General features: G+C 63.6%; 22 protein-coding genes. 14 read left to right on the top strand and 8 right to left on the bottom strand.

All coding sequences use genetic code 11. The features are described 5' to 3' along the window. Nucleotides 1–4: 4 nt before the first annotated feature. Nucleotides 5–664, bottom strand: coding sequence for an alpha/beta hydrolase (locus P3C50_RS10965; protein ID WP_275546023.1), 660 nt, complete (start codon nucleotides 662–664; stop codon nucleotides 5–7). Between the two features lie 477 nt (nucleotides 665–1141). Here P3C50_RS10965 and P3C50_RS10960 point away from each other — a divergent pair, with 477 nt between their 5' ends. The 4 genes from P3C50_RS10960 (at nucleotide 1142) to P3C50_RS10945 (ending at nucleotide 5620) form a co-directional block, all read left to right on the top strand. Beyond that, nucleotides 1142–2170 (top strand): amino acid ABC transporter substrate-binding protein, encoded by a 1029-nt coding sequence (locus tag P3C50_RS10960; RefSeq protein WP_197858315.1) that lies wholly within the window; start codon nucleotides 1142–1144, stop codon nucleotides 2168–2170. Nucleotides 2171–2409: 239 nt separating this feature from the next. Further along, complete coding sequence (locus P3C50_RS10955) at nucleotides 2410–3594, top strand: amino acid ABC transporter permease (RefSeq protein ID WP_275546022.1); 1185 nt, start codon at nucleotides 2410–2412, stop codon at nucleotides 3592–3594. 9 nt (nucleotides 3595–3603) lie between these two features. After that, entirely contained in the window at nucleotides 3604–4701 is a 1098-nt protein-coding gene (locus tag P3C50_RS10950) for an amino acid ABC transporter permease (RefSeq protein WP_275546021.1), read from the top strand. Nucleotides 4702–4858: 157 nt separating this feature from the next. Next, nucleotides 4859–5620 (top strand): amino acid ABC transporter ATP-binding protein, encoded by a 762-nt coding sequence (locus P3C50_RS10945; RefSeq protein WP_275546020.1) that lies wholly within the window; start codon nucleotides 4859–4861, stop codon nucleotides 5618–5620. A gap of 57 nt (nucleotides 5621–5677) precedes the next feature. On the opposite strand, the gene P3C50_RS10940 is transcribed toward P3C50_RS10945, so the two are convergent. Further along, the gene (locus P3C50_RS10940; RefSeq protein WP_275546019.1) at nucleotides 5678–6619 is read right to left on the bottom strand and encodes a GlxA family transcriptional regulator; all 942 of its coding nucleotides are present in this window, start codon (nucleotides 6617–6619) and stop codon (nucleotides 5678–5680) included. Nucleotides 6620–6774: 155 nt separating this feature from the next. On the opposite strand from P3C50_RS10940, the gene P3C50_RS10935 reads away from it, so the two are divergent. From P3C50_RS10935 to P3C50_RS10920, 4 genes are all read left to right on the top strand, one after another. Then, nucleotides 6775–7245 (top strand): nuclear transport factor 2 family protein, encoded by a 471-nt coding sequence (locus P3C50_RS10935; RefSeq protein WP_197858324.1) that lies wholly within the window; start codon nucleotides 6775–6777, stop codon nucleotides 7243–7245. Between the two features lie 101 nt (nucleotides 7246–7346). Further along, nucleotides 7347–8066 (top strand): phosphatidylcholine synthase, encoded by a 720-nt coding sequence (gene pcsA, locus P3C50_RS10930; RefSeq protein WP_275546018.1) that lies wholly within the window; start codon nucleotides 7347–7349, stop codon nucleotides 8064–8066. Continuing rightward, the gene (locus tag P3C50_RS10925; RefSeq protein ID WP_275546017.1) at nucleotides 8063–8344 is read left to right on the top strand and encodes a GIY-YIG nuclease family protein; all 282 of its coding nucleotides are present in this window, start codon (nucleotides 8063–8065) and stop codon (nucleotides 8342–8344) included. The genes pcsA and P3C50_RS10925 overlap by 4 nt, the downstream gene beginning before the upstream one ends. 64 nt (nucleotides 8345–8408) lie before the next feature. Then, nucleotides 8409–9344, top strand: coding sequence for a glutathione S-transferase family protein (locus tag P3C50_RS10920; protein ID WP_275546016.1), 936 nt, complete (start codon nucleotides 8409–8411; stop codon nucleotides 9342–9344). Between the two features lie 18 nt (nucleotides 9345–9362). Here P3C50_RS10920 and P3C50_RS10915 read toward each other — a convergent pair whose 3' ends face one another. The 4 genes from P3C50_RS10915 to yjeH form a co-directional block, all read right to left on the bottom strand. After that, nucleotides 9363–9683, bottom strand: coding sequence for a glutaredoxin family protein (locus tag P3C50_RS10915; RefSeq protein ID WP_275546015.1), 321 nt, complete (start codon nucleotides 9681–9683; stop codon nucleotides 9363–9365). Nucleotides 9684–9758: 75 nt separating this feature from the next. Then, nucleotides 9759–10766, bottom strand: a complete 1008-nt coding sequence (yejK, locus tag P3C50_RS10910) for a nucleoid-associated protein YejK (protein ID WP_197858334.1) — start codon at nucleotides 10764–10766, stop codon at nucleotides 9759–9761. A 212-nt stretch (nucleotides 10767–10978) separates the two neighbouring features. Next, nucleotides 10979–12301: a TAXI family TRAP transporter solute-binding subunit gene (locus P3C50_RS10905; protein WP_275546014.1), complete on the bottom strand. Its 1323-nt coding sequence runs from the start codon at nucleotides 12299–12301 to the stop codon at nucleotides 10979–10981. A 149-nt stretch (nucleotides 12302–12450) separates the two neighbouring features. Beyond that, nucleotides 12451–13704, bottom strand: coding sequence for an L-methionine/branched-chain amino acid transporter (gene yjeH / locus P3C50_RS10900; RefSeq protein WP_275546013.1), 1254 nt, complete (start codon nucleotides 13702–13704; stop codon nucleotides 12451–12453). A 121-nt stretch (nucleotides 13705–13825) separates the two neighbouring features. Here yjeH and P3C50_RS10895 point away from each other — a divergent pair, with 121 nt between their 5' ends. Next, the gene (locus P3C50_RS10895; RefSeq protein WP_275546012.1) at nucleotides 13826–14245 is read left to right on the top strand and encodes an Lrp/AsnC family transcriptional regulator; all 420 of its coding nucleotides are present in this window, start codon (nucleotides 13826–13828) and stop codon (nucleotides 14243–14245) included. Between the two features lie 2 nt (nucleotides 14246–14247). On the opposite strand, the gene P3C50_RS10890 is transcribed toward P3C50_RS10895, so the two are convergent. After that, a complete protein-coding gene (locus tag P3C50_RS10890; RefSeq protein ID WP_275546011.1) occupies nucleotides 14248–15597 on the bottom strand; it encodes an APC family permease in 1350 nt (449 codons plus the stop codon). A 3-nt stretch (nucleotides 15598–15600) separates the two neighbouring features. Then, a complete protein-coding gene (locus P3C50_RS10885) occupies nucleotides 15601–16401 on the bottom strand; it encodes a 50S ribosomal protein L11 methyltransferase (RefSeq protein ID WP_275546010.1) in 801 nt (266 codons plus the stop codon). A 215-nt stretch (nucleotides 16402–16616) separates the two neighbouring features. On the opposite strand from P3C50_RS10885, the gene sbcD reads away from it, so the two are divergent. The 5 genes from sbcD to P3C50_RS10860 all read left to right on the top strand — a co-directional run bounded on the left by sbcD (nucleotide 16617) and on the right by P3C50_RS10860 (nucleotide 24444). Next, the gene (gene sbcD, locus P3C50_RS10880) at nucleotides 16617–17831 is read left to right on the top strand and encodes an exonuclease subunit SbcD (RefSeq protein ID WP_275546009.1); all 1215 of its coding nucleotides are present in this window, start codon (nucleotides 16617–16619) and stop codon (nucleotides 17829–17831) included. A gap of 376 nt (nucleotides 17832–18207) precedes the next feature. Next, complete coding sequence (locus tag P3C50_RS10875; RefSeq protein WP_275546008.1) at nucleotides 18208–19167, top strand: quinone oxidoreductase family protein; 960 nt, start codon at nucleotides 18208–18210, stop codon at nucleotides 19165–19167. 249 nt (nucleotides 19168–19416) lie between these two features. Next, nucleotides 19417–20514: a sensor domain-containing diguanylate cyclase gene (locus P3C50_RS10870; RefSeq protein ID WP_275546007.1), complete on the top strand. Its 1098-nt coding sequence runs from the start codon at nucleotides 19417–19419 to the stop codon at nucleotides 20512–20514. Between the two features lie 69 nt (nucleotides 20515–20583). Next, on the top strand, nucleotides 20584–20949 hold the full coding sequence (locus tag P3C50_RS10865) for a hypothetical protein (protein ID WP_275546006.1): 366 nt from the start codon (nucleotides 20584–20586) through the stop codon (nucleotides 20947–20949). 60 nt (nucleotides 20950–21009) lie between these two features. Next, nucleotides 21010–24444, top strand: a complete 3435-nt coding sequence (locus tag P3C50_RS10860; protein WP_275546005.1) for an AAA family ATPase — start codon at nucleotides 21010–21012, stop codon at nucleotides 24442–24444. Nucleotides 24445–24446: the final 2 nt, after the last annotated feature.

Genomic DNA, 24446 nt, shown 5'->3' with positions numbered 1-24446 from the left:
TCGGTCAGTTGGCCAGCAACTGGCCCAACCATTCGGCGATATCGCGAATCTCTTCCGGCAGGACCTCGTGGGTCATCGGATAGTCGCGCCATTGCACCTGTGCGCCACTGGCGTGCAGGCGGTCGTACGCGGCACGTCCCATGTCGGGTGTCACCACGTCGTCGAATCTGCCATGCAAACAAAGCACCGGCAGTTGTCTTTTTGTATCCGCCAGCTGCATGTCGTCACTGAAGGTCGGCGCGTAGGTCGACAGCGCCAACACCCCGCCGAGGCTCTGTTGGTAACGCAGGAAGGCGGTGTGCAGCACCACCGCGCCACCCTGGGAAAAGCCGGCCAGGACGATGCGCTCGGCGGCGATGGCGCTTTCGCGCTCGGCTTCGATCAGCGCGATTACCTCATCGGCGGACTCGTCCAGCTGCGCCTGGTCGATGGCGCGTGCCGGGCTCATGGCAAGGATGTCGTACCAGCTCGGCATGCTCCAGCCGCCATTGATGGTGACCGGGCGGGTCGGCGCCTGCGGCAGGATGAAACGCGTGGTCGGCAGGCGTTCCTGCAGCATCTCGGCGACCGGCAGGAAATCGTAGCGGTCAGCGCCCAGCCCGTGCAGCCAGATCACGCTGGCATCGGCGGTTTGCGGGGGCTGCAGAATCATGGGTGCGGTCATTGGTAGCTCCAGTGTGGTGCAGGTGCCTTTATTTGGGGCGGCACCCTTTTCAAGGCTTGGCTAATCTGTGAACAAGTTGTCGCACGGGTGAATCTTTTGCGCTTGACCCCTTTGGATACGGCAGTTCGCCGTGTGCTGGTACGGGGCTTGCTATGCCTCATCCGGACTGACGACGCGGTGCGCTAACGGTAACACTGTGTAATGCGCGCTGCTCAACAGGCAGGAATCTGCTGTGGGGGGTTCCTAACCAGACCGTCGGGGCGGTGATACGCCCAGGCGGATGACGATCCGTCTCAAGCCCGTTCAACCAATGGGCAGGGCAGGAGCAGTTGGCCAGCAGAGGGTAATGCCGACTAGACTCCCGCCTGACGTTCGAACTTCTCGTCGATACCGTTGCTGCCAGCGGATCGCAAGCCTCAAAAGGGTGGGGAAGGCGGACGGAGACTCCAACACAACAAGAGCAACTGGAGGTTTTTGATGAAGATGGTGAAATCCACCCTGGCTGTTCTGACTACCGCAGCTGTGCTCGGTGTCAGTGGTTTTGCTCAGGCAGGCGCCACCCTGGATGCGGTGCAGAAGAAAGGCTTCGTGCAGTGCGGTATCAGCGACGGTCTGCCTGGTTTCTCCTACGCCGATGCAAAGGGCAATTACATGGGCCTGGACGTCGACGTCTGCCGCGCGGTTGCAGCCGCGGTGTTCGGTGACGCGACCAAGGTCAAGTACAGCCCGCTGACCGCCAAGGAGCGCTTTACCGCGCTGCAGTCCGGCGAAGTCGACATCCTTTCGCGCAACACCACCTGGACCAGCTCGCGCGATGCGGCGCTGGGCCTGAACTTCACCGGCGTGACCTACTACGACGGTCAGGGCTTTCTGGTGAACAAGAAGCTGGGGGTTTCCAGCGCCAAGGAACTGGACGGTGCCACCGTCTGCATCCAGGCCGGTACCACCACCGAGCTGAACCTCTCCGACTACTTCCGTGCCAACGGCATGAAGTACACCCCCATCACCTACGATACCTCCGACGAGAGCGCCAAGTCGGTCGAAGCCGGTCGTTGCGACGTGCTGACCTCCGACCAGTCGCAGCTGTACGCACAGCGCATCAAGCTGGCCACCCCGGGCGACTACGTGGTGCTGCCGGAAGTCATCTCCAAGGAGCCGCTCGGCCCGTCCGTTCGTCAGGGTGACGAGGAGTGGTTCGATATCGTGCGCTGGACCCTGTTCGCCATGCTCAACGCCGAAGAGCTGGGCGTGACCTCGGCCAACGTCGAAGAAACCGCCAAATCCACCAAGAACCCGGACGTAGCCCGTCTGCTAGGGACCGAAGGTGAGTTCGGCAAGGACCTCAAGCTGCCGAAAGACTGGGCAGTGCAGATCGTCAAGCAAGTCGGTAACTACGGCGAGTCCTTCGACCGTAACGTCGGTGCCGGCAGCGAGCTGAAGATCGAGCGTGGTCTCAACGCCCTTTGGAACAAGGGTGGTCTGCAGTACGCACCGCCGGTGCGTTGACCGTCCACAGCGGCAGACGAGAATCTGTTCATAGGCTCGCGAGCTAGAGGCATGCAAGGAAAAAGCAGGCGAAGAAGCGCAGTTTACGAGTTGTAAATGAGCATTCTGAGCCTGTTTATGACGCAGCAGGCCCGACGCGCAGCAGACTATGGACCGGTTCTCGGGGGCTGCCGCTGTCGTTTCCGATTAAGTGAACTCCGGCCTGATTGTGTACGGCCGGGGCTTCCGTGAGGGTTGTCATGCATACGACTGCTAACGCCCCGCGCCCGCGTGGATCGCTTCTGAACGATCCGCAGGTGCGCGCCTGGGCTTTCCAGATCATTGCCGTTGTCGCCGTCGTGGCGCTCGGCTGGTTTCTCTTCCAGAACACCCAGGCCAACCTGGAGAAGCGCGGGATCATCTCCGGCTTCGCGTTCCTCAACAACAGCGCCGGCTTCGGTATCGCCCAGCACCTGATCGACTACACCGAGAGCAACAGCTACGGTCGCGTGTTCGTGGTCGGTCTGCTCAATACGCTGCTGGTGTCCTTCATCGGCATCGTGCTGGCCTCCATACTCGGCTTCGTGCTGGGCGTGGCGCGGCTGTCGCCGAACTGGCTGATCAGCAAACTGGCCACCGTCTATATCGAGATCTTCCGCAACATCCCGCCGCTGCTGCAGATCCTCTTCTGGTACTTCGCGGTCTTCCTCGCCCTGCCCGGACCGCGGCAGAGCCTGGATGTTGGCGAAACCTTCTTCCTCAACAGCCGTGGTCTGTACATGCCGGCGCCGAGCCCGTCGGAGAGTTTCGGCCTGTTCGTTGTGATCCTGCTGGCCACCATCGTCGGCATCATCGCGCTGGGGCGCTGGGCCAAGAAGCGCCGCGAAGCCACCGGCAAGATCTTCCCGCTGCTGTGGACGTCGCTGGCGCTGATCGTCCTGATCCCCGGGCTGACGGCTCTCGTCGCCGGCAACCCGTTGCACTGGAGCGTGCCGGAGCTGACCGGGTTCAACTTCCGCGGCGGCCGGGTGATGATCCCCGAGCTGATGGCGCTGACCCTGGCGCTGACCATCTACACCGCAGCCTTCATCGCCGAGAACGTGCGCTCGGGGATCATGGCGGTCAGCCATGGCCAGACCGAAGCCGCGCGTTCGCTGGGCCTGCGCCCAGGCATCACCCTGCGCCTGGTGATCATCCCGCAGGCACTGCGCGTGATCATCCCGCCGTTGACCAGCCAGTACCTCAATCTGGCGAAGAACTCCTCGTTGGCGGCCGGCATCGGCTACCCCGACATGGTCTCGCTGTTCGCCGGCACGGTACTTAACCAGACCGGTCAGGCGATCGAGGTCATGGCGATCACCATGAGCGTTTATCTGGCCATCAGCATCAGCATTTCCCTGCTGATGAACTGGTACAACAAGCGCATCGCGCTGACCGAGCGGTAAGGAGCAGCCATGCAGACCCATATCTTCAAGCCTGACCTGCCGCCGCCGAGCATGAGCGTCGGCGCGCTGGGCTGGCTCAAGGCCAACCTGTTCTCCAACTGGTTCAACACCCTGCTGACCCTGCTGGCGCTGTACCTGATCTGGCTCGTGGTTCCACCGCTTCTGCAGTGGGCGATCTTCGATGCCAACTGGGTGGGCAGCACCCGCGCAGACTGCACCAAGGAAGGCGCGTGCTGGGTGTTCATTCAGCAACGCTTCGGCCAGTTCATGTATGGCTTCTACCCCAGCGAGCAGCGCTGGCGGGTCGATGCCACCATCTGGCTGGCCATCGTCGGAGCTGCGCCGCTGTTCGTCCCGCAGATGCCGCGCAAGGCGTTCTATGGCGTGGCATTCCTGGTGATCTACCCGATCATCGCCTGGTGCCTGCTGCACGGCGGCGTGTTCGGCCTGAGCGTGGTGCCTACCAGCCGCTGGGGCGGCCTGATGCTTACATTGGTGATCGCCTACGTCGGCATCACCGGCGCCTTGCCGCTGGGCATCCTGCTGGCGCTGGGGCGACGTTCGAACCTGCCGGCGATCAAGGTCATCTGTGTCACCTTCATCGAATTCTGGCGCGGCGTGCCGCTGATCATCGTGCTGTTCATGTCTTCGGTGATGCTGCCGTTGTTCCTGCCCGAAGGCATGAGCCTCGACAAGCTGCTGCGAGCCCTGGTGATGGTGATCTTCTTCGAGGCCGCCTATATCGCCGAAGTGGTGCGCGGTGGCATGCAGGCCATCCCCAAGGGCCAGTACGAGGCGGCCGCGGCCATGGGCCTGGGCTACTGGCGGACGATGGGTCTGGTGATCCTGCCGCAGGCGCTCAAGCTGGTGATTCCAGGCATCGTCAACACCTTCATCGCCCTGTTCAAGGACACCAGCCTGGTGATCATCATCGGCCTGTTCGATCTGCTCAACAGCATCAAGCAGGCGACCACCGACCCGGCCTGGCTGGGCATGGCCACCGAGGGCTACGTGTTCGCCGCGCTGGTCTTCTGGATTTTCTGTTTTGGTATGTCCCGCTACTCCATGCATCTGGAGAGGAAGCTGGACACCGGCCACAAGCGTTAGGAGTTGATCAGTATTTGCTGCGCGTCGACCAGGCGTCGTTGAAAACACTCTCGGAATGCTCACGTACAACAGTACGCTCCGCTCCCTCGAATGTTTTCGCCTTGCCTGGCTCTAGCTCGCTAAATCCTGAATCGAGCCCCTCGATAGGAGTGAATTTATGAGTGAAGCAATCAAGCAACCCAGCGCCGAGCCGATGATCCTGCTGCAGGGCGTGAACAAGTGGTACGGCCAGTTCCACGTGCTCAAGGACATCAACCTCAGCGTGCAACCGGGCGAGCGTATCGTGTTGTGCGGGCCGTCCGGCTCGGGCAAGTCCACCACCATTCGCTGCATCAACCGTCTGGAAGAGCATCAGCAGGGGCGCATCGTGGTCGATGGCACCGAGCTGACCAGCGACCTCAAGCACATCGAGGCGATCCGCCGCGAAGTGGGCATGGTGTTCCAGCACTTCAACCTGTTCCCGCATCTGACCGTGCTGCAGAACTGCACCCTGGCGCCGATGTGGGTACGCAAGATGCCCAAGCGCCAGGCCGAGGAAATCGCCATGCACTTTCTCGAGCGTGTGCGCATTCCCGAACAGGCCCACAAGTTTCCGGGTCAGCTCTCCGGAGGTCAGCAGCAGCGTGTGGCGATTGCCCGTGCGCTGTGCATGAAGCCGAAGATCATGCTGTTCGACGAGCCGACCTCGGCCCTCGACCCGGAGATGGTGAAAGAGGTGCTGGACACCATGATCGGCCTGGCCGAAGACGGCATGACCATGCTCTGCGTGACCCACGAGATGGGCTTTGCCCGTACCGTGGCTAACCGGGTGATCTTCATGGACAAGGGCGAGATCGTCGAGCAGGCCGAGCCCAACACCTTCTTCACCAACCCGCAGAACGAGCGCACCAAGCTGTTCCTCAGCCAGATCCTGCACTGAGTCGGCGTCGCGTTGTGTATCAGGGAGCCTTCAGGCTCCCTTTTTCTTTGCCTGGTATTAACTGCGTCGCATGCGTTTGCGAAAGGCGCCGGGCGTTTCGTCGCACAGCTGTTTGAAGCGCTTGGCGAAGGTGGCGCGGTCGGCGAACCCGACTTCGCTGGCGATCTGCTCCAGTGACTGCGTCGAGTCGGCCAGCGCCTGTTGCGCGACGCTGATGCGCAGGCGCTGCAGGTAGTCGCCTGGGGTCAGCCCGGTGCCCTGTTTGAAACGGCGCAGCAGGGTGCGCGCCGAGCAATGGGCCTGCTGCGCCAGGCGGTTGAGATCAATGGCCTCGGCGTGGTGTTCGCGCAGCCAGGCCAATAGCGGCGCCAGTGCCTTGTCTTCGGTGTTGGGTAGCAGTGGAGCGAAGCGCGTCTGCGTGCCGCGCTGGCGCTCGATCACCATGGCACTGGCCACTTGTTGTGCGAGCCATTCGCCGGCATACCGGCCGATCAGGTGCAGGCACAGGTCAAGCCCGGCCTGTGCGCCCCCGGAGCAGAACAACGGGCCATCTTCGGTCAGCAGCAGGTCGCTGCGCAGGTTTACCTGGGGAAAGTGGTGCGAGAAGGCCCCGGCCAGTGCCCAGTGGGTGGTGGCCTGGCGACCATTGAGCAGACCGGCTGCTGCCAGCAGGAAGGCGCTGCTACACAGGCTCGCTACTTGCTGTCGGTCGCGTCGAGCCAGCCAGGGCAGGAGTCTGGCGTTGCTCTCCAGAGTCTTGCTGATGGCGCTGCCGGTGGCGGGCACGATCAGCAGGTCGGCCTGTTCGGCCAACTGCAGGCCGCCATCGACCCGGATCTGCGCGAAATCCAGCTGCACCGACTGTCCATCGAGGCTGAAGCGCTGCAGCTCGAAGCCCGGCGTATCGGCGAGGCGATTGGCCAGGCTGAAGGCGTCCTGCGCCATGCTCAGGCTGGAGCAGATGGTTTGCGGGCAGATATAAAGGGCGATGCGCAGCATGAAACCGGCTCTTGTGTGGATTTGGCGATTATTGACACAAGGTTGTCTTTATCGCCAGTCGTCACCGGATTCTCCCGCGCACAAACTAGGCTGCATTCACGTGCCGTAGCGCGCATGCGCGCCGGTCACCACCAGAACGCACGCAGGAACGAGTCATGAGCCACCCCAACGCCGAACTACTCCAGCGTTTCTACAGCGCTTTCCAGAAGCTCGATGCCGAGACCATGGCGGCCTGCTACGCCGAGGACGTGAAGTTCTCCGACCCGGTCTTCGTTGGCCTGCGCGGCGCAGAGGCAGGTGATATGTGGCGCATGCTGTGCAGCCGCGCCGAAGACTTTTCGCTGACCTTCGACTCGGTGCACGCCGATGACCATGCCGGCAGTGCGCGCTGGATTGCCAGCTACCGCTTCAGTGCCACTGGTCGCCAGGTGGTCAACCACATCCAGGCGCGCTTCGTGTTCCGCGACGGGCTGATCGTCGAACATCGCGATCATTTCGATCTGTGGCGATGGGCGCGTCAGGCGCTCGGTGGCAAGGGGCTGCTATTGGGCTGGGCGCCACCGGTTCAGGCCGCCATTCGTCGACAGGCGGCACGCGGTCTCGTCCAATTCCGCGCTTCGCGCTAAGGCGGGCGAAGGAACGCAGTGGTAGGCTATTCGGTCTTAGCCTTCAATAATGAGCGTGCGCACATGGGGTGTCGCATCTCCACTGCCAATCGAGACCTGCCGTGACCGAACTGATCGTTGCCGTAAAACAGGCCAAAGCCTGGGGGGTTCATGCCGTTACCGCCAGCGGTGTGATCCTCGCTCTGCTGGCGCTGTTGGCTGTACTCGACGGCCAACCCAAGCAGTGCCTGATGTGGCTTGGCCTGGCGCTGCTGGTCGATGGCCTGGATGGTTCGCTGGCGCGACGTTATGACGTCAAGGGCGTGCTGCCGCACTTCGACGGCTCGACCCTCGACCTGGTGATCGACTACCTCACCTACGTCTTCATCCCCGCGATCTTCCTCTACCGCTTCATCCCGTTGCCGGATTACACGCCGCTGTTCGCCGTTGGGCTGATCCTGCTGTCCTCGCTGTTTTGCTTCTGCAACCTGAACATGAAGAGCAAGGACAACTACTTCGTCGGCTTCCCGGCGGCCTGGAACGTGGTGGTGCTGTATTTCTACATCCTCGATGTGCATCCCTGGGTCACCCTGGGCATGATCGTGCTGCTGGCCGGCCTGACCCTGACCAAGATGAAGTTCCTGCACCCGTTCCGCGTACGCCAGTTCATGCCGCTGAACATCCTGGTGACCTTCGTCTGGATGCTCTCCAGCGCGCTGCTGATTCTGCAGTACCCGGCCAACCATTTCTGGCTGCTGGCGCTGTGGTGGCTGGCATCGGCTTACTTCGTCGGCATGTGCCTGTGGCGCTCGGCGCGTGAGTGGTTTCCAGCACGCGGATGAATGCGGCCGTCGAAAAGGCTTGGTTCGTCTATCTGGTGCGTGCGGCCAATGGCGCTCTTTATTGCGGTATCAGCGATGACCCGCAACGGCGCTTCACCCAGCACCAGAGTGGCAAGGGCGCGCGTTTCTTCCATACCAGCCCCGCGCTGGCGCTTGCCTATGTCGAGGCCTGTGCCGGCAAGGGCGACGCGCTGCGGCGCGAGCGGGCGATCAAACGCCTGAGCAAAAGCGCCAAAGAGGCGCTCATTCTGGCCGTTGATAGCGTTGCATCACCCTGAGACGGTGGGCGTGGCCAAGCGAGGCGGTTAAGCTGCAGCTTTCGACTTTGTCGCGGAGCGCGCCATGCACGAGCTGATCCTGCACCATTATCCGACCTCGCCGTTCGCCGAGAAGGCCCGCCTGATGCTGGGCTTCAAGCAACTGTCCTGGCGTTCGGCGATGATCCCTCCGCTGATGCCCAAGCCCGACCTCACCGCACTGACCGGCGGCTACCGCAAGACGCCGGTGCTGCAGGTCGGTGCTGACATCTATTGCGATACGGCGCTGATCGCCCGCCGCCTGGAGGCCGAAAAGGCCACGCCGGCGCTGTTCCCCGAAGCTCAGGCGTTCAACGTCAGCCTGCTCTCGCAATGGGCTGACTCGGTACTGTTCCAGCACGTCGTGGCGCTGGTATTTCAGCCAGAGTCGATGGCGCTACGCTTCGCCAAGGTGCCGCCGGAGTTCGCCAAGGCCTTCGCCGCCGACCGCAGTGCGCTGTTCTCCGGCGGCACGGCGAGCCGTCTGCCGCTGGAGCAGGCCAAGCACCAGTGGCCGGCGCTGATGGGCGCATTGCAGCGTCAGTTGCAGTGCGAGCAGGGTGACTTCCTTTTCGGTGAGCCATCGCACGCAGACTTCTCCGTGGCCCATTGCCTGTGGTTCCTGCGCGGCACGCCGGTGACCTCGCCGCTGGTCGACGATTACCCCGAGGTCGCTGCCTGGCTCGCCCGGGTACTGGGCTTCGGCCATGGATCGCTGAGCGAGATGAGCGGCGAGCAGGCGATTGAGGTGGCGCGTGCTGCCACGCCGGCGGCGCTGCCGGACGAAGCCTTCGTCGACCCCAATGGCTTCGAGGCCGGCCAGGCGGTGAGCATCGCGGCGGTGGACTATGGTGTCGACCCGGTACAAGGCGAATTGCTGCATGCCGGGCGTGACGAGCTGATTCTGCGTCGCGAGGACGAGCGCGCCGGCGTCGTGCATGTGCACTTCCCACGCCTGGGCTTCCGCATCGAGGCGCGCTGAAGCTTGCTGCGCCGCCTGTCAGTAGGCGGCGCGGATGGCGCGTACGTCGTAGCCGTGGATGACCTGCCCGCGCAGGTCGATCACCGGCACGCCGCGCCCGCCCAAGGCCTGGTATTGGGCGCGGCCGGCGGCATCGGTCTCGATATTCACTTCGCGATAGGCGATGCCGTCCTCGGCGAACAGCTCGCGTGTCTTGGCGCAATAGCCGCACCATTGCGTGGCATAGAGCACCACTTCGCCGCTGGCATTGCGTGCCTGGGGCGGGTCGATCCAGCGCTCGACCTTGTCCCAGTGTTGCCACAGGGCCAGGGCGGCGAGCAGCAGCACAATCGTCTTCATCGTTTCGCGTCCTTGTGTGATGGCGCGGTCATATCAGGGTAAACCGCGCGGGGCCATCCCGCCAATCTTGCGCTATCAGTCCTGGCGACGCTTGAGCTGGTCCTTGAGCTGGGTCGGCAGCTGGCGAATGATCAGCATGTCACGCCCCTCGTCGTATTCGACCTTCGAGCCCAGCAGGTGCGCCTCGAAGCTGATCGACAGGCCCTCGGCGCGGCCGGTGAAGCGCTGAAACTGGTTGAGGGTGCGTTTGTCCGCCGGAAATTCCGGGGCCATGCCGTAGTCCTTGTTGCGGATGTGTTCGTAGAAGGCCTTGGGGCGCTCCTCGTCGATCAGCCCGGAGAGTTCGTCGAGGGTGATCGGCTCGCCCAGCTTGGCCTGGCTGGTGGCATAGCCGACCAGGGTCTTGGTTTTTTCGCGCGCCTGCTCTTCGGGCAGGTCCTCGCTTTCCACGAAATCGCTGAAGGCCTTGAGCAGGGTGCGGGTTTCGCCCGGGCCGTCGACACCTTCCTGGCAGCCAATGAAATCGCGGAAGTAGTCCGAGACCTTCTTGCCGTTCTTGCCCTTGATGAAGGAGATGTACTGCTTGGACTGCTTGTTGTTCTGCCACTCGCTGATGTTGATGCGCGCGGCCAGGTGCAACTGGCCAAGGTCCAGATGCTTGGCCGGGGTCACGTCCAATGCGTCGGTCACTGCCACGCCTTCGCTGTGGTGCAGCAGGGCGATGGCCAGGTAGTCGGTCATGCCCTGTTGATAGTGGGCGAACAGCACGTGGCCGCCGGTGGACAGGTTGGATTCCTCCATCAGCTTCTGCAACTGCTCGACGGCCTGGCGGCTGAAGGCAGTGAAATCCTGCTCGCCATCGAGATAGGCCTTGAGCCAGCCACTGAACGGGTAAGCGCCGGATTCCTCGTGGAACAGGCCCCAGGCCTTGCCCTGCTTGGCGTTGTAGCTCTCGTTGAGGTCGGCCAGCAGGTTTTCCATGGCTTGCGACGTGGCCAGCTCGCTGTCGCGGGCGTGCAGTGCGGCAGGGCTGCCGTCGGGCTTCTTGTCGATCAGGTGGACGATGCAGTGACGGATCGGCATGGCGGTCTCGTGGGCAGATGAAACAGGAGGCGAAGTTTACCCGAAGCGGCCGCTGGATTCCGGCATGGATCGTTCCGTGAAGCGTCTTGTAGTCACGCAGAAAGTCGCGGCGCACAGTCAATCGTAGGGCAACCAAGCTGAAGCCTTCGCGGCTGAAGCCGCTCCTACGGGTGGATGAATTCTGTAGGAGCGGCTTCAGCCGCGATGGTCATTCAGTGCCGCCGCTGCTGCAACTCGCGCAGTCGCTCGATCACGTAGCGTACGTGCAGGTGCAACTCGTACAGCTGGTTGGAATACGACAGCGGCACTTCCACGGATGCCAGCTCGTCCTCCAGGTGCTCCAGGCGGGCGATCTCGCTGTCGAGCTCGTCGGGCAGCGAGCCGGCATGCAGCTTGCGGTCGATCTCGCGCAGGTACTTGTACCAGCGATAGATGCGCGCGCGGATGCGCCACTGGTAAAGTGGCCCGACGGCCTTGAGCAGCGGGATCATCACCACGATCAGCGGGATCAGCAGGATGATGTAGCGGTCGGCCAGCGAGGCGATGCGAAACGGCACGTAGCGCTGCAGGATCGGCAGCCCCTTGTCGTAGTAGTGCCTGGCGTCCTTGTGCAGGTCGAAGGTGCGCGGCTCGGCGCTGGGGAAGGTGCCGGCCGCGTCGAGTAGCGTGCCCTTCCTCATCACTTCGCGGGTGGCCTCGAGAAACAGCGGCACCAGGCCGGGGTTGAATTCATCGTTGACCACCAGCGTCGCGACGGGCGCGAGGGTGACGATATCGCGATCCGGCGCGTTGCTGGCCAGGTCGAGCAGGCCTTCGCCGACCTCCACCCGATTGAAGAACGGCAGGCGCGCCTCATAGGCGGCGGCGCGGCGAAAATGCGCCAGGACGATGTCCGGGTTGGCGGCCAGTTGCTGTACCAGGGCGTTTTCCGCAGGCCCGACAAAGAATGCGGCATCCAACTCGCCGGCCATCAGCGCGCGTGCCGCCTTGCCGCCGCCGGTGCTCTGCCAGGTTTCCGGATACTGCTCGGGGGCGATGGCATTAGCGCCGAGAATGGCGTCGCTGGCGGCGCGAGTGCCACTGCCATCGCCGCCCAGGCCGACGCGCAGCGGCAGCAGGTCGGCAATGCGATCGAGCTCCACGTCACGTCGGTAGAACAGCCACAGCGGTTCCTGATAGATGGCCCCCAGGCTTTCCAACTGGCGCTGCTGCGCGGCTGTAAGCTGGCGCTCCAGACCGCTTTGCACCAGGGCGATTTCGACTTGCGGGTTCGTCGCCAGCAGGCGCTCCAGGTTGTCACGCGAGCCTGAGGTCGGTACGAGTTTGAGCTCGAAGCCTTCCTTGGCCAGTTCCTCCTTCAGGCGCTCGGCGAACTGTTGATAGGCCCCGGTCGGCGTGCCGGTGGCCATGCTCGCGCTCATCTGCGGCGGTGGCGGGACGAACTGGAACAAGGCCCAGACGATTACCCCAACCACCGGGACGATCCACAGGTTGGTCAGGATCATGATTTTCAGATCGTTCAGTACGCGGTGCATTGGGCATCCTTTCGGCATTCTCGATTCAAGGATAGAACCCCTGAGCGACGAAGGTCACGCCTTGGCTGCGTCGTCGCTCGGGTTACGCCGTTTTCGACCCCTAACGGCCGCGGAGGTGCAGGTAACCTTGCGCTGGCAGAGCGGTTGCGTCAGGTCATGGCCTTGTGCATGACGCGCAGGCGATCGAGCAGCAGCAACGCGCCGAGCAGCGCCACGGCGTACAGGGCATCGCCGCCGAGCATGAGCAACACGCCGGCGCAGAGCACTGCGCTAAGCCCTGCGAGCAGGCGCCAGAAGCTTCGCAGCAGCACCCAGCCAGCGGCCATGCTGAGCAGATAGATCAGCACGAAGTTGCCGTTGGCGTAGCGGATGAGGTCGTCCACGGACAGGTTCAACGAGGCGGAAAGCGTAGTGCACAGTGCGCAGCTGAACACCACCAGCAGCAATGCCCTGCCGGGTACGCCATGGCGATTGCGCGCAGCCATCGCGACCGGCAGGCGGCCCTCGTCGGCCAGGCTCCAGATCAGCCGGGCAAAACCCTGGATGTACACGTTCATCGAGGCGAAGCAGGCCAGATAGCCGAGCACCGTTACCGGCACGCGCGCCTGGTCGCCAAGCAGCAGCGAGAACAAACGCGGCAGGGCGGCGGTATCGCTGTGCACGTCGCCATAGGTGGCGAAGCTCAGCACCGCCACCGAACAGGCCCAGTACACCAGGCCGGCCAGCAGCACGCCGAGCAGCAGCGCCAACGGAAAGTCGCGCTCGGGATGTTTGAACTCCTCGCCCAGATGGGTGAAGGCCTCAATGCCGACGAAGCACCAGAACATGACTGCCAGCGCCGTAGGCAGCAGGTGCCATTGCCCGTCCATCGTCGGCAGCAGCGGTTGGCTGGCGCGCGGCAGGTCACCAACCCACCAGATCAGTGCCACGCTGGCGACGATGGCCACGGCAATCAGCCCCTGCAGCGTGCCCGATGCTTTTGCTGGGCGTTGGCCGAGTACGAGCATGGCGACCAAGGTCGCCAGTTCGATGAGCAGCAGGCCGGTGCGATCGAGGTCGAACAAGGCCAGCCAGAAACCGCTGGCGATATGCAGGGCAGCCGGCAGCCCGACCGGCAGCACGGCGAGAAACAGCAGGGCGCTGACGCCCTCCATGCGCAGGCCGAAGGCGCGCCCGATCAGGTGCGGCGCGCCACCGGCATGGGGGAAGCGCTTGCCCAGCTGGGCGAAGGTGAACGCCACCGGCAACACCAGGTTAATCAGCAGCAGCCAGGCCCACAGCGAGGCCTCGCCGGCCGCGGTGGCCGCCAGTGCCGGCACCACGAAGATGCCGGTGCCGAGCAGCGATGTGCTGAGCAGCGCGATGCCCTGCAACAGGCCCAACTCCTTGTTCAAGCGACTCATGGGGTATGCTCATCCTCTTTCCGATACCGCCATGGTAGGGCGCTGGCCGTTTGCAGGCTGGCGCCTTTTGCCGACGAAATGGTGGTTTTCCCCGTCAAACTGATTGCCGCCCGAGAAGCCCGTGGACAAGTTCGATCGCCAGATCCTCGCTCTGCTGCGCAGCGATGCGCGTACCTCCATCAGCCAGATTGCACGTGAGGTGAATCTGTCACGTTCGGCGGTCAGCGAGCGGATTCGCCATCTGGAGAGCAGCGGGGTGATTCGTGGCTATCACGCCCAGGTGGCGGAGCTGGGCGAGGCGGGGGTAAAGGCCTTTCTAGAGCTTTTCTATCAGGGCGGGCGTTGCGAGGAATACGTCGAGCGCATGCGCGCGCTGCCCGAAGTGCGTCATTGTAGCGGCATCAGCGGGGAAACCGACATGCTGGTGTTCATCGAAGCGCCGAGCATGACGCGCCTGAGCGAAGTGCGCGGGGCCATCGAGGCGTTCCCCGGCATGCAGAAGGTCAAGACCCATGTGGTGGTCAAGGACTGGGCGATGTAGCGCTACTCGGCGTGCTCGCCTTGCAGTTCCGGTTGCGGGCGCTGCAGGGCCAGCAACGGCAGGCCGGCGCCGAGCACCAGCAAGCCAAGCAATGCGCCACTGCCAGCGTAGAGCGTGCTGGCATACAGCAGGCCCAGGCAGGTCGCGGCGAACAGGATCGGCGTCAGCGGATACAGCGGCACGCTGAACGGCCGCGGCACCCAGGGCTGGCGCTGGCGCAGGCGGATCAGCGCCAGGGCGACGAGGAACATGAACAGCCAGAACACCGGGGCGGTGTAGGCCACCATGGTCTCCACGCCGTTCTCGCTCAGCGCGCCGAACAGGATCAATGGCAAGGTGAATGCGCATTGCAACAGCAGCGCGCGCACCGGCGTGGCGCCGCGCTCGTTCCAGCGCCCGATGAAGGCCAACAGCGGCACGTCGCGGCCCAGCGCGTAATAGACCCGCGCGCCGGTAAACAGGGTGGCGTTCAACGTACTCAAGGCGGTGAGGCAGACGAACAGCGCCAGCAGTGCTTCGGCTCTTGGCCCGGCGACGATGCTCATCAGGTCCGCTGCCACTGCGTCGCTCTGGCGTAGGCCGTCGAGGCCGAAGATATTCAGAAAGACCAGGTTCGCCAGCAGGTAGATGGCGGTCACCACCGCCGTGCCGATCAGCAGCACGCGGCTCATGTTGCGCGCTGGGTTGCGCAACTCGCCGGACAGATAGGCTGCCTCGTTCCAGCCGCCGTAGGTGAGCAGCACGAAGACCATGCCCATGCCCAGCATGCCGGCCAGGTTGCCGCCGGCAGGTGCCGAGGTGGCAGCGGTCGGCTGCGGTTCGGCCAGCGCCAGGCCAGCGAGCACCACCGTCAGCAGTGCCAGTACCGTCACCCCGGTGAAGAACACCTGCGCCCGCCGCGATTCGCGTGTGCCGAGCACATTGAGCAGGGTCAGCGCGACCACTACCGAGGCTGCATGCCAGGCCCCGCCATATTCGCCGAGCGGCAGCAGGCGCTGGGCGTAGTCGCCATAGATGAAGGCGACCACGGCGATGGCGCCGGTCTGGATCACCGTGCCGCGAGCCCAGGCGAACAGCAGGGCGATCTGCGGCCCCCAGGCCAGGCTTAGATAATGGTATTCACCGCCCTGGTCCGGGTGCGTTGCGCCCAGCTCGCCGTAACACAACGCGCCGATCAGCATCACCAGGCCGCCGACCAGCCACAGCGCAAGGTACAGTTCGGCGCTGCTGGCATGTTGCGCCACCAGCGGCGGCAGGCCGAAGATGCCGACGCCGATCACCACACCGACCAGCATGGCCACGGCATCGACGACCGAAAGCCCGGCGCGCTGGGAGGACGCTAGCGAGGTCATGGTTCAGCTCCTGTACGCGACCCAACCCTGCTGCGCGCCGTCCGCCGGCACCGCCTCGATACGATCACCATTGAGCTGGCCGACATACAGCCTGTCGTCGAGGGTGAAGTGCAGTTCGTTGCCCTTCAACTGGCCGCTGAGTCCAGCGGGATGGCCTTCGACCGTGCCCGTGACTTTCTGAAAGCGCTGATCGAGTTCGACCTGATAGCGTTTGCCATCGAGTTCGAGGGTCCACTGGCCCGCCACCTTGGCCGGCACGATCCACAGAAATACCGAGCTGCCGTTGATCACATCGCTCTGATCGGGCTCCCAGTCACCGAGACTGAAGGCGTGCGACACCACCCGAGTGCCGGGTTTTAGCGTGTCGAGAATCACCGGGCGCAGACGCATGTTGACCGTGGAAAGCAGGTACATGGTCAGCACGTCGGCCTCGGAAATATCCTTCTGGAACAGGTCGCCCTGCTCGAAGGTGACCTTGTCGGTCACGCCCTCGCGTTTGGCGTTTTCCTTGGCTTCTTTGACACGCTCGGGGTCCAGATCGATGCCGAGTGCAGCCTTGGCGCCATGATCCTGCACCGCGGAGATGGCGATGCGGCCGTCGCCCGAGCCCAGGTCGATGAGGTAATCGTCCGGGCCGACTTCCGCCAGCTTGAGCATGTGCGCGACGACCGGTTCCGGCGTCGGTACGTAGGGCACGTCGAGCCGCGCTGGTTGTTGGGCCTGCGCGGGGCCGATCAGCAGACCGGCCAGCAATCCGACGGGCAGGGTGAGGGAGGCGAAGCTGCGAACGGATAGAGCGCTCATCGGGAAAAGCTCCTCACGAGGGTGGCGATTTTTTTCCGACTGGCGAGCGGGACCTAGGTTCGTATCGATACGCAGCAGGATCGGGCAAGAACGCCCTTCAACCCAGTGGGCGCAACGCCTGCGGCTGTGTAACCGGATGTGATGCGGCGCCCGGCATTGCCAGCATCCAGCTGCGCAGGCACTGTAGGCGGGTTTTTCGCTTTGGTCGTTTTCGCATGCGCATCCTGCACACCTCCGACTGGCATCTGGGCCAGCACTTCATGGGCAAGACCCGTCAGGCCGAGCACCAGGCCTTTTGTGCCTGGTTGCTGGAGCAGGTACACGCGCATGAAGTGGACGTGCTGCTGATCGCCGGCGATGTGTTCGACACCGGCGCGCCGCCCAGCTACGCCCGTGAACAGTACTACCGTCTGGTCGTCGACCTGCGCGATGCCGGCTGCGCGCTGGTGGTGCTCGGCGGCAACCACGACTCGCCAGCCATGCTCGGCGAAAGCCGCAGCCTGCTGGCGCAACTGGGCACCCGCGTGGTGCCGGGCGTGGGTGTCGATCCGGGTGAACAGGTGCTGGTGCTGCTTGATCGCACGGGCCAGCCGGGCGCGATCCTCTGCGCCATCCCCTTCATTCGCCCGCGAGATGTCATGGCCAGCCAGGCCGGGCAGAGCGCGCAGGACAAGCAACAGTCGCTGCAGCAGGCCATCGCCGAGCATTACCAGGCCTTGTACCAGCTGGCGCTGAGCAGGCGCGAGGCGTTTGCTCCGGCGCTGCCGATCATCGCCACCGGCCACCTCACCACCGTGGGCGCCAGCGCCAGCGAATCGGTGCGCGAAATCTACGTCGGCAGCCTGGAGGCATTCCCCACCAGCGCTTTCCCACCGGCCGACTACATCGCCCTTGGTCATATCCACCGCCCGCAAAAGGTCGGCGGCCTGGAGCACATCCGCTACAGCGGCTCGCCGATTGCCCTGTCCTTCGACGAGGCGCGCCAGCAGAAGGAAGTGCTGCTGCTGGACTTCGGCGAGGGGGAGCTACAATCGATCACGCCATTGCCCGTACCGGTATTCCAGCCCATGGCCAGCCTGCGCGGTTCGCTCAAGGAGCTGGCCGGTGCCATCGCTGCGGCCGCTGAACAGGGCACACCCGAGCGCCCGGTCTGGCTGGAGGTGCAGGTCAGCAGCGACGATTACCTGAGCGATCTGCAAAGCCGCATCAACGCTCTCTGCGAAGGGCTGCCAGTGGACGTACTGCGCATCCGCCGTGAGCGTGGCAATGCGGCAGCCAGCTTGGCCAGTGACTCGCGGGAGACGTTGGACGAGCTGAGCGTGGAGGACGTTTTCGCCCGTCGGCTGCAGCAGGAGGCGTTCGAAGAAGACGATGCCCAACGCCTGCAGGGGCTGTATCGGCAGGTGCTGGAAGCGCTGCCGCGGGCTTAGATGCTCTGGTGCGCTTTGTTCGCTAGCGCATGCCTATGCCGACACGCTCCAGCCCCAGGTACGTCCGCCTATCAACGCCAAGCGCAAGATAGACATTGGGCACCCTGGCGAATCTACTTCGATCAAACCGCCGCTTGAACGCGGCGCGGGAAGCTGGTCCAAAACCACGAGCTAGCAGTTCCCCACGTAGGTTCACTTATCTGAAACCGATGGAACAACGTCGATAAATCGACGTTCTGAATCAGTGTCGTTTCGCTACGGGAATACGCTAGCTGGAACGGATCTTGAGGCCGACTTGGTGCCGAGAAGTTGCTTCAGTCGTAGCAGGTTGAGCGCACTCATCCACAGCTTGATTCGGACAAGGAGCAGATAAATTGTGAAAGCAGCAGCCTACGATACACCCGGCGCCCCTAGTGTTTTGAGATACATCGATCTTCCAAGACCCGCTATTGGTCCAAGTGAAGTGCTGATTTCCGTTGAGGCCATTTCGCTCGAGGGTGGTGACCTGATCAACCGTCGCTCTACACCGCCGCCCCATCCATCTTGGGTAGTCGGTTATGCGGCATCCGGAACCGTGATCGAGATCGGGACGGAGGTCAGAAACCGCAAGGTCGGGGATAGGGTCGTCGCGTTCGATATGCAGGGTTCGCATGCGGAACTCTGGTCTGTGCCGGAGTCGCGAACGTGGTGCATACCCGATGAGCTAGATGCCTCGGGTGCTGCAGTTATACCAATCTCATTTGGAACCGCTTACCACTGTCTTTTCACGCGAGGCGCACTTACACGTGGGGAGACTGTTCTCATCCAGGCGGCTGCCGGCGGAGGAGGGGTTGCTGCTCTTCAGCTTGCAGCACAATCGGGCGCGACTGTAATTGCTGTAGCAAGCGGGGCACAGCGCAAAAATCGCTTGGTCGAACTCGGCGCTGACCACGTAATAGACCGCGCTAACTGTGACGTGGTGGAAGCAGTTCATAAATTCACAGAAGGCGCAGGCGTCGACCTCGCTATCGATCCGGTTGGAAAGACTCTGCAGGCCTCCCTTTCCTGTCTCGCGCATGAGGGCCGTCTTGTCTTTGTCGGTAATGCGGGGGGCGGCAACCTGACAGCTGACCTGTGGCCACCGATGCAGGCCAACCAGACACTCCTGGGCGTGTTCATGGGAACCCTTTTCGAGAGACCCTCCGTACGTTCGAATGTTGACGACATGTTGAAGGCCATTGCTAAGGGCAGTCTTCGCAGCGTCATTGACCGAACGTTTAAGTTATCGGAGGCTGCCGCAGCCCATGATTATGCCGAGAAGGAGAAGCCGCTTGGGCGTATCGTCATCAAACCGTAAAACCCGGTCTGAGCAGGAAGTCGAACGCTCATTCACAGCGGTGAACCGCGCTTCTTCCCAGTTTTGCCCTGTCTGGCCAGTGCCGAAGCCGCTTTGTTGTGACCAATTGGGTTGACCGTTCCAGTTGCCGGGGGGGATTCGGCCCACCTGCGCTCCTCCTTCCCCGCAGCCCTCAGGCGTCGTCTTGTGGTCTATTCCGCTGCAGGCGTTCTATGCTGTGGATGATGGCCATTTGGCTGAGGTGCAAAGGTGCCGTTGTTGAATTCCTTGATACGTGCGCTGAACCCCCTGCACGGGGCGCCCGAGACGACTCGGCAGGCGTTCGTCAGCTGGTATCTGCAGGCGAAGATTCCGCAGATTCGCTACGTCGCATTCCTGACGATGGCGCTGTACCTGATCTATGCCGCCATCGAGCAGAACGTGGCGAGCGAGCAGGTATGGGCTCGTTTCATCGTTCACGGGCTGATGGTGCCCGGAGCGCTGCTGGCAGTTGGGTTGTTGAGTTTTCAGCCGAACCGCCAGCGCACCATGTTCGCCATTCTCATGGTGGCGCCCGTGTGTACGGCGGCAGCCAATCTCTATTTCAATTACGGCACACCGCTGTTCGTCCATTACGCACCGGAGATCTACCTCAACCTGATGTGGACCTTCGCCGTTTCCGGGCTCACCCTGCGTCAGGCCAGCGCAACGGCCTCGGCGTCGGTGCTGGTGATTCTCCTCGTCACTCTCGGTGATTCGCTGCAGCCGGGCATGCAGCGCCTGCACCTGATCTGGATTCTCGCCTCGTTCTCCTTCGGCCTGCTCAGCGCATTTCTGCTGGAAAAGGCATACAAACGCATGTTCCTGCATCAGGACAGCTTGGTCCTGAGCGCCAGCATCGACAGCCTGACCGGGTTGTGGAATCGCGCGCGTACCCTGCACTTTCTCGTCGAAGAAGCTGCACGGGCCAACCGCTACGGCACGCCATTCTCGGTGGTGCTGATCGATATCGACCACTTCAAGACGGTCAACGACACACACGGTCATGCGATCGGAGACAGCGTGCTGCGTCAATTCGCCGGATTGCTGCGCGACGGTGTGCGGGTCGTGGATAAAGTCGGCCGACTCGGCGGCGAAGAATTTCTCATCGTCCTCCCCGAGACCGGTGCAGAGCATGCGATGCGGGCCGTGCAGGCGCTGCAGAAGCGTATCAACGGCTTTTCGTTCGACCGCGTTGAGCGCAACAGCGCAAGCTTCGGCATTGCCGAATACCATCCCGGCGAAAGCCTCGACAGCCTGATGGAACGCGCGGATCAGGCCATGTACCGGGCCAAGGCCAATGGCCGCGACCGTATCGAGGTCCTTTGAGTACAGGCCTGAACCGGCCATGAGCCGCTCTGGTCGAAAGCGACTACCCCCATTGCTGTGGAGAGCCTCATGCAAAGACCTGCGCATTTTCTTCTCGCGACTGCTGCCGTTTCCCTCTTGCTCACTGGCTGTGCGAAAAACTCCAGCGAGCAGGACGCCAGGCTGACCGAACAATGGCAGGGCCGCTGGAACGGGCCGGAAGGCACTTATCTGGATATCAGCGGCACGCCTGCCGATTACCGTCTGACCATCGCCAATCTCGATGGTCCGCGGCGCTTCGTCGGCCGTGCGCAGGGAGGGAAGATCGTTTTCGTGCGCGATGGAGAAGTCGAAACCATCACCGCCACCGACGGTGAGGCCACCGGCATGAAGTGGCTGCTGGATAAGCAGAACTGCCTGACCGTGCGCAGCGGCGAGGGCTACTGCCGCGATTGAGCCTGCACGCGGCTGAGGACAATGCCAGAATGAACGCCTTCATCGGCTTACGACCTGTGCATGAAAATCCTCAGCCTGCGCCTCAAGAACCTCAACTCGCTCAAGGGCGAATGGAAGATCGACTTCGCCGCCGAGCCTTTCGCCGGTAGCGGCCTGTTCGCGATCACCGGGCCGACCGGCGCGGGCAAGACCACACTGCTCGATGCCATCTGCCTGGCCTTGTACCACCGCACACCGCGTATGAGCACGCTGTCGGCCAGCGGCAACGAGCTGATGACCCGGCACACCGCCGACTGCCTGGCCGAGGTCGAGTTTGAGGTGAAAGGGCAGGGCTATCGCGCTTTCTGGAGCCAGCGTCGCGCGCGGGACAAGGTCGATGGCGCGCTGCAGGCGCCGAAGGTCGAACTGGCGCGCATTGCCGATGGCGAAATCCTGACCGACAAGATTCGCGAGAAGGAACACCTTACCGCCGAGCTGACCGGTCTGGATTTCGAGCGTTTCACCAAGTCCATGCTGTTGGCCCAGGGTGGCTTTGCGGCCTTCCTCGAGGCCAACGCCAACCAGCGCGCCGAGTTGCTGGAGGAACTGACCGGCACTGAGGTGTACGGGCAGATCTCGCAGCAGGTCTACGAACGTACCAAGGCTTCGGAGCAGGCGCTCAATCTGCTGAAAAGCCGCGCCCAGGGCATGGAGCTGCTGGACGAGACGCAGCGCGCCGAACTGCAGGCCGAGCATCAGCGCCTGAGTCAGGGAGAGGCGCCTCTGCTGGCGCGGCAGCAAACCCTGCAAGGTCAGCGCCGCTGGCGTGAGGCCCTGCAACAGGCCGAGCAGCAACGCGAGCAGGCGCGCCTGGCGCTGGGGCAGGCGCAGCAGGCACGCAACGAGGCGGCCGACGATTTGCAGCGCCTGGTCGCCAGTGAACCGGCCGTTCGCTTGCAGCCGCTGTATCAGAGCTGGCGGCAGGTGCAGGAGGATCGCCAGCGCGCGCAACAGGCGCTGGACGATCTGCAGGCGCAACAACGCCACAGCAGCGAGCGCGAACACCAGCAACTCTGGCTGGCCAGCCGCTACGCCCGGCAATGCCTGAACCTTCGCCAGCGTGAACAGCAGCAACTGGCCGAACAGCGCGAAGAGCTGCAAGCGCGCCTGAGCGCCACCCCGCAGCGAGCGCGACTGGGCGAGTTGCTGGGGGGCTGGCGTGCGCAATTCGATCAGCGTGGGCAACTGCTCAAGGAACGGCTTGCGCTGCAGGCGCGCCTGGCGCAGGAGCGTGAGCAGCTCGACAGTCTGCAACACCAACGTACTCAGCTCAGCACGCAACAACAGGACGCAGCGACACGCCTGGAGCAGGCCAGGGGCTTCGAAGCCAGGCAGCAGAGCGAGTTGCAGGCGTTGCTCGGCGAGGGTGATGAGGCCGGGATGCGTCAGCGCTGGCAGCAGTTGCAAGTGCAGGGCCGGGCGCTGGACCGCCTCGAGCAGCTGGCGCAGAGCCGCGAGCAAACGGCCGAACAGCTCACCGAGCTGGCCTCGCGCCTGGCGCAGTTACAAACGAAGCACGCCGCCAAGAACGATGAAATCACCGGCCTGCGTGAGCGCTACAAGGGGCTCAAGCAGCAGGTCATCGACAAGGAAAAACTGCTGGAGCAGGAGCAGCGCATTCAGGATCTGGAAGCCTATCGTGCCCAGTTGCAGGCGGGTGAAGCCTGCCCGCTGTGCGGCTCGCACGAGCATCCGGCGGTCAGCCAGTATCAGGCGCTCAACGTTTCCGCCACGCGCCAGGCGCTGGAGCAGTGCCGCGGCGAGCTGGCGCAGCTGGAGAACCAGGGCGGCACCCTGCGTGACGAGCTGACCCGCCTGGCCACGCAAATCGCCCAGTTGCAGCAGCAACTGGAGCAGGCCCAACAACTGGCCAGTCAGCAGGAGGCGCAGTGGCAGCAGCACCTGGCCGAACAGGCCTTGCAGATCGCCGATGGCAACGCGCTGCGTCAGCTACAGCGGGAACACGAACAGAGCCTGGCGCAGTTGCAGGAGCGGCTCGCTGCTGTCGAGAACTGGCAGGCACAGCTGGCGCAGGCGCGCAATGCGCGTGAAGTAGCTGAGCGCGCCTTGGCCGATATCCAGCAGCGCCGGGAGCTGCTGGCGCGCGATGAGGACAATCTGTTGGCGCGCCAGCGTGAGCAGGATGAACGTCTGCTGAGCCTGGAGCAGGAGCTGCAGCGCCATGAGCAGGCACTGTTAGCCAGCCTCGAAGGGTTCGCCCGGCAGTTTCCGGCGGACGCTGATGCCTGGCTGGCCGAGCAGGCAACCGCCTGGCGCGACTGGCAACAGGCTCAGGCGGAGGATCAGCAACTGCACGAACAACAGCGCGAGACGCAGCGTTTGCTCGCTGACGCCGAGGCCCAGGCCGAGCACTGGCAGCAGCGTTGGCAGGGCGAACAGGCGCAGGCGCTGAGCGAACCCGAACCAGTGGCGCAGCCCGAGCAGGCCCTGCAAGGTGCTATCGACAGCCTGGCCAGCGCGCAGCGTGAAAGCGATGCCTTGCGAGGCCGGGAGCAGAGCCAACACGCCTTGCTGCAGCAACTGCAGCAGCGCCTGAGCGATACCGAGCAGCGCTGGCAGCAGGCGCTGGTGGCCAGCCCCTTTGCCGATTTGCCGGCATTTCTTGCTGCACTGCTGGACGATGACGAACGCGAGCGTCTGACCGCCTTGCAGGCGCGTCTGCAGCAGGCTCTCACCGAGGCGACGACGCTGCTGGCCGCCGCCGATGCGCAATGGCAGCAGTTGAGTGCTGCTGCGCAGACCGAGCTGACCTTGGCCGAGCTGGACGAGCAGCTACAGGCGCTGCAGCGGGCCTTGCGCGAGCTGAGTCAACGCCAGGGCGAGCTGCGCGCCCAGTTGCAGGCTGACGATGCGCGGCGCAGCAGCCAGCAGGCGCTGTTCGCCGAGATCGCCACGCAGGAGCGCGAACATGCGCTGTGGCAGCAACTCAACGGTTTGATCGGTTCGGCCGATGGCGCCAAGTTCCGCAAGTTCGCCCAGGGCCTGACCCTCGATCACCTGATCCACCTGGCCAACCGCCAACTGACGCGCCTGCACGGTCGCTACCAGCTGGCGCGCAAGAGCAGCGGCGAGCTGGAGCTGGAGGTCTGCGATACCTGGCAGGCTGATGTGGCCCGCGACTGCCGCACGCTGTCAGGGGGCGAGAGCTTCCTGGTCAGCCTGGCGCTGGCCCTGGCGCTGTCGGACTTGGTCAGCCACAAGACCAGCATCGACTCACTGTTTCTCGACGAAGGCTTCGGCACCCTGGATGGCGAAACCCTGGAAGTGGCGCTCGATGCCCTGGACAACCTCAACGCCAGCGGCAAGACCATCGGCGTGATCAGTCATGTCGAGGCGATGAAGGAGCGCATTCCCGTGCAGTTGCGGGTACACAAGGGCGTCGGCCTCGGTTACAGCCGGCTCGATGCGCGTTTTGCGGTGAAGGAAGGAGCATAGCG

The sequence above is a fragment of the Pseudomonas sp. Marseille-Q0931 genome, from assembly GCF_940789645.1.
Classification (GTDB): Bacteria; Pseudomonadota; Gammaproteobacteria; order Pseudomonadales; family Pseudomonadaceae; genus Aquipseudomonas.
This window is presented reverse-complemented; position numbering and strand designations above follow the sequence as displayed.

What these genes read in the sequence shown, in the direction of transcription:
- P3C50_RS10945 (WP_275546020.1), top strand. Translation starts at nt 4,859, where the DNA reads ATGAGTGAAGCAATCAAGCAACCCAGCGCCGAGCCGATGATCCTGCTG.
- P3C50_RS10955 (WP_275546022.1), top strand. Translation starts at nt 2,410, where the DNA reads ATGCATACGACTGCTAACGCCCCGCGCCCGCGTGGATCGCTTCTGAAC.
- P3C50_RS10925 (WP_275546017.1), top strand. Translation starts at nt 8,063, where the DNA reads ATGAATGCGGCCGTCGAAAAGGCTTGGTTCGTCTATCTGGTGCGTGCG.
- P3C50_RS10965 (WP_275546023.1), bottom strand. Translation starts at nt 664, where the DNA reads ATGACCGCACCCATGATTCTGCAGCCCCCGCAAACCGCCGATGCCAGC.
- P3C50_RS10920 (WP_275546016.1), top strand. Translation starts at nt 8,409, where the DNA reads ATGCACGAGCTGATCCTGCACCATTATCCGACCTCGCCGTTCGCCGAG.
- P3C50_RS10885 (WP_275546010.1), bottom strand. Translation starts at nt 16,401, where the DNA reads ATGAGCGCTCTATCCGTTCGCAGCTTCGCCTCCCTCACCCTGCCCGTC.
- P3C50_RS10865 (WP_275546006.1), top strand. Translation starts at nt 20,584, where the DNA reads ATGCAAAGACCTGCGCATTTTCTTCTCGCGACTGCTGCCGTTTCCCTC.
- sbcD (WP_275546009.1), top strand. Translation starts at nt 16,617, where the DNA reads ATGCGCATCCTGCACACCTCCGACTGGCATCTGGGCCAGCACTTCATG.
- P3C50_RS10960 (WP_197858315.1), top strand. Translation starts at nt 1,142, where the DNA reads ATGAAGATGGTGAAATCCACCCTGGCTGTTCTGACTACCGCAGCTGTG.
- P3C50_RS10950 (WP_275546021.1), top strand. Translation starts at nt 3,604, where the DNA reads ATGCAGACCCATATCTTCAAGCCTGACCTGCCGCCGCCGAGCATGAGC.
- yjeH (WP_275546013.1), bottom strand. Translation starts at nt 13,704, where the DNA reads ATGAGTCGCTTGAACAAGGAGTTGGGCCTGTTGCAGGGCATCGCGCTG.
- P3C50_RS10940 (WP_275546019.1), bottom strand. Translation starts at nt 6,619, where the DNA reads ATGCTGCGCATCGCCCTTTATATCTGCCCGCAAACCATCTGCTCCAGC.
- P3C50_RS10905 (WP_275546014.1), bottom strand. Translation starts at nt 12,301, where the DNA reads ATGCACCGCGTACTGAACGATCTGAAAATCATGATCCTGACCAACCTG.
- yejK (WP_197858334.1), bottom strand. Translation starts at nt 10,766, where the DNA reads ATGCCGATCCGTCACTGCATCGTCCACCTGATCGACAAGAAGCCCGAC.
- P3C50_RS10935 (WP_197858324.1), top strand. Translation starts at nt 6,775, where the DNA reads ATGAGCCACCCCAACGCCGAACTACTCCAGCGTTTCTACAGCGCTTTC.
- P3C50_RS10860 (WP_275546005.1), top strand. Translation starts at nt 21,010, where the DNA reads ATGAAAATCCTCAGCCTGCGCCTCAAGAACCTCAACTCGCTCAAGGGC.
- P3C50_RS10915 (WP_275546015.1), bottom strand. Translation starts at nt 9,683, where the DNA reads ATGAAGACGATTGTGCTGCTGCTCGCCGCCCTGGCCCTGTGGCAACAC.
- P3C50_RS10890 (WP_275546011.1), bottom strand. Translation starts at nt 15,597, where the DNA reads ATGACCTCGCTAGCGTCCTCCCAGCGCGCCGGGCTTTCGGTCGTCGAT.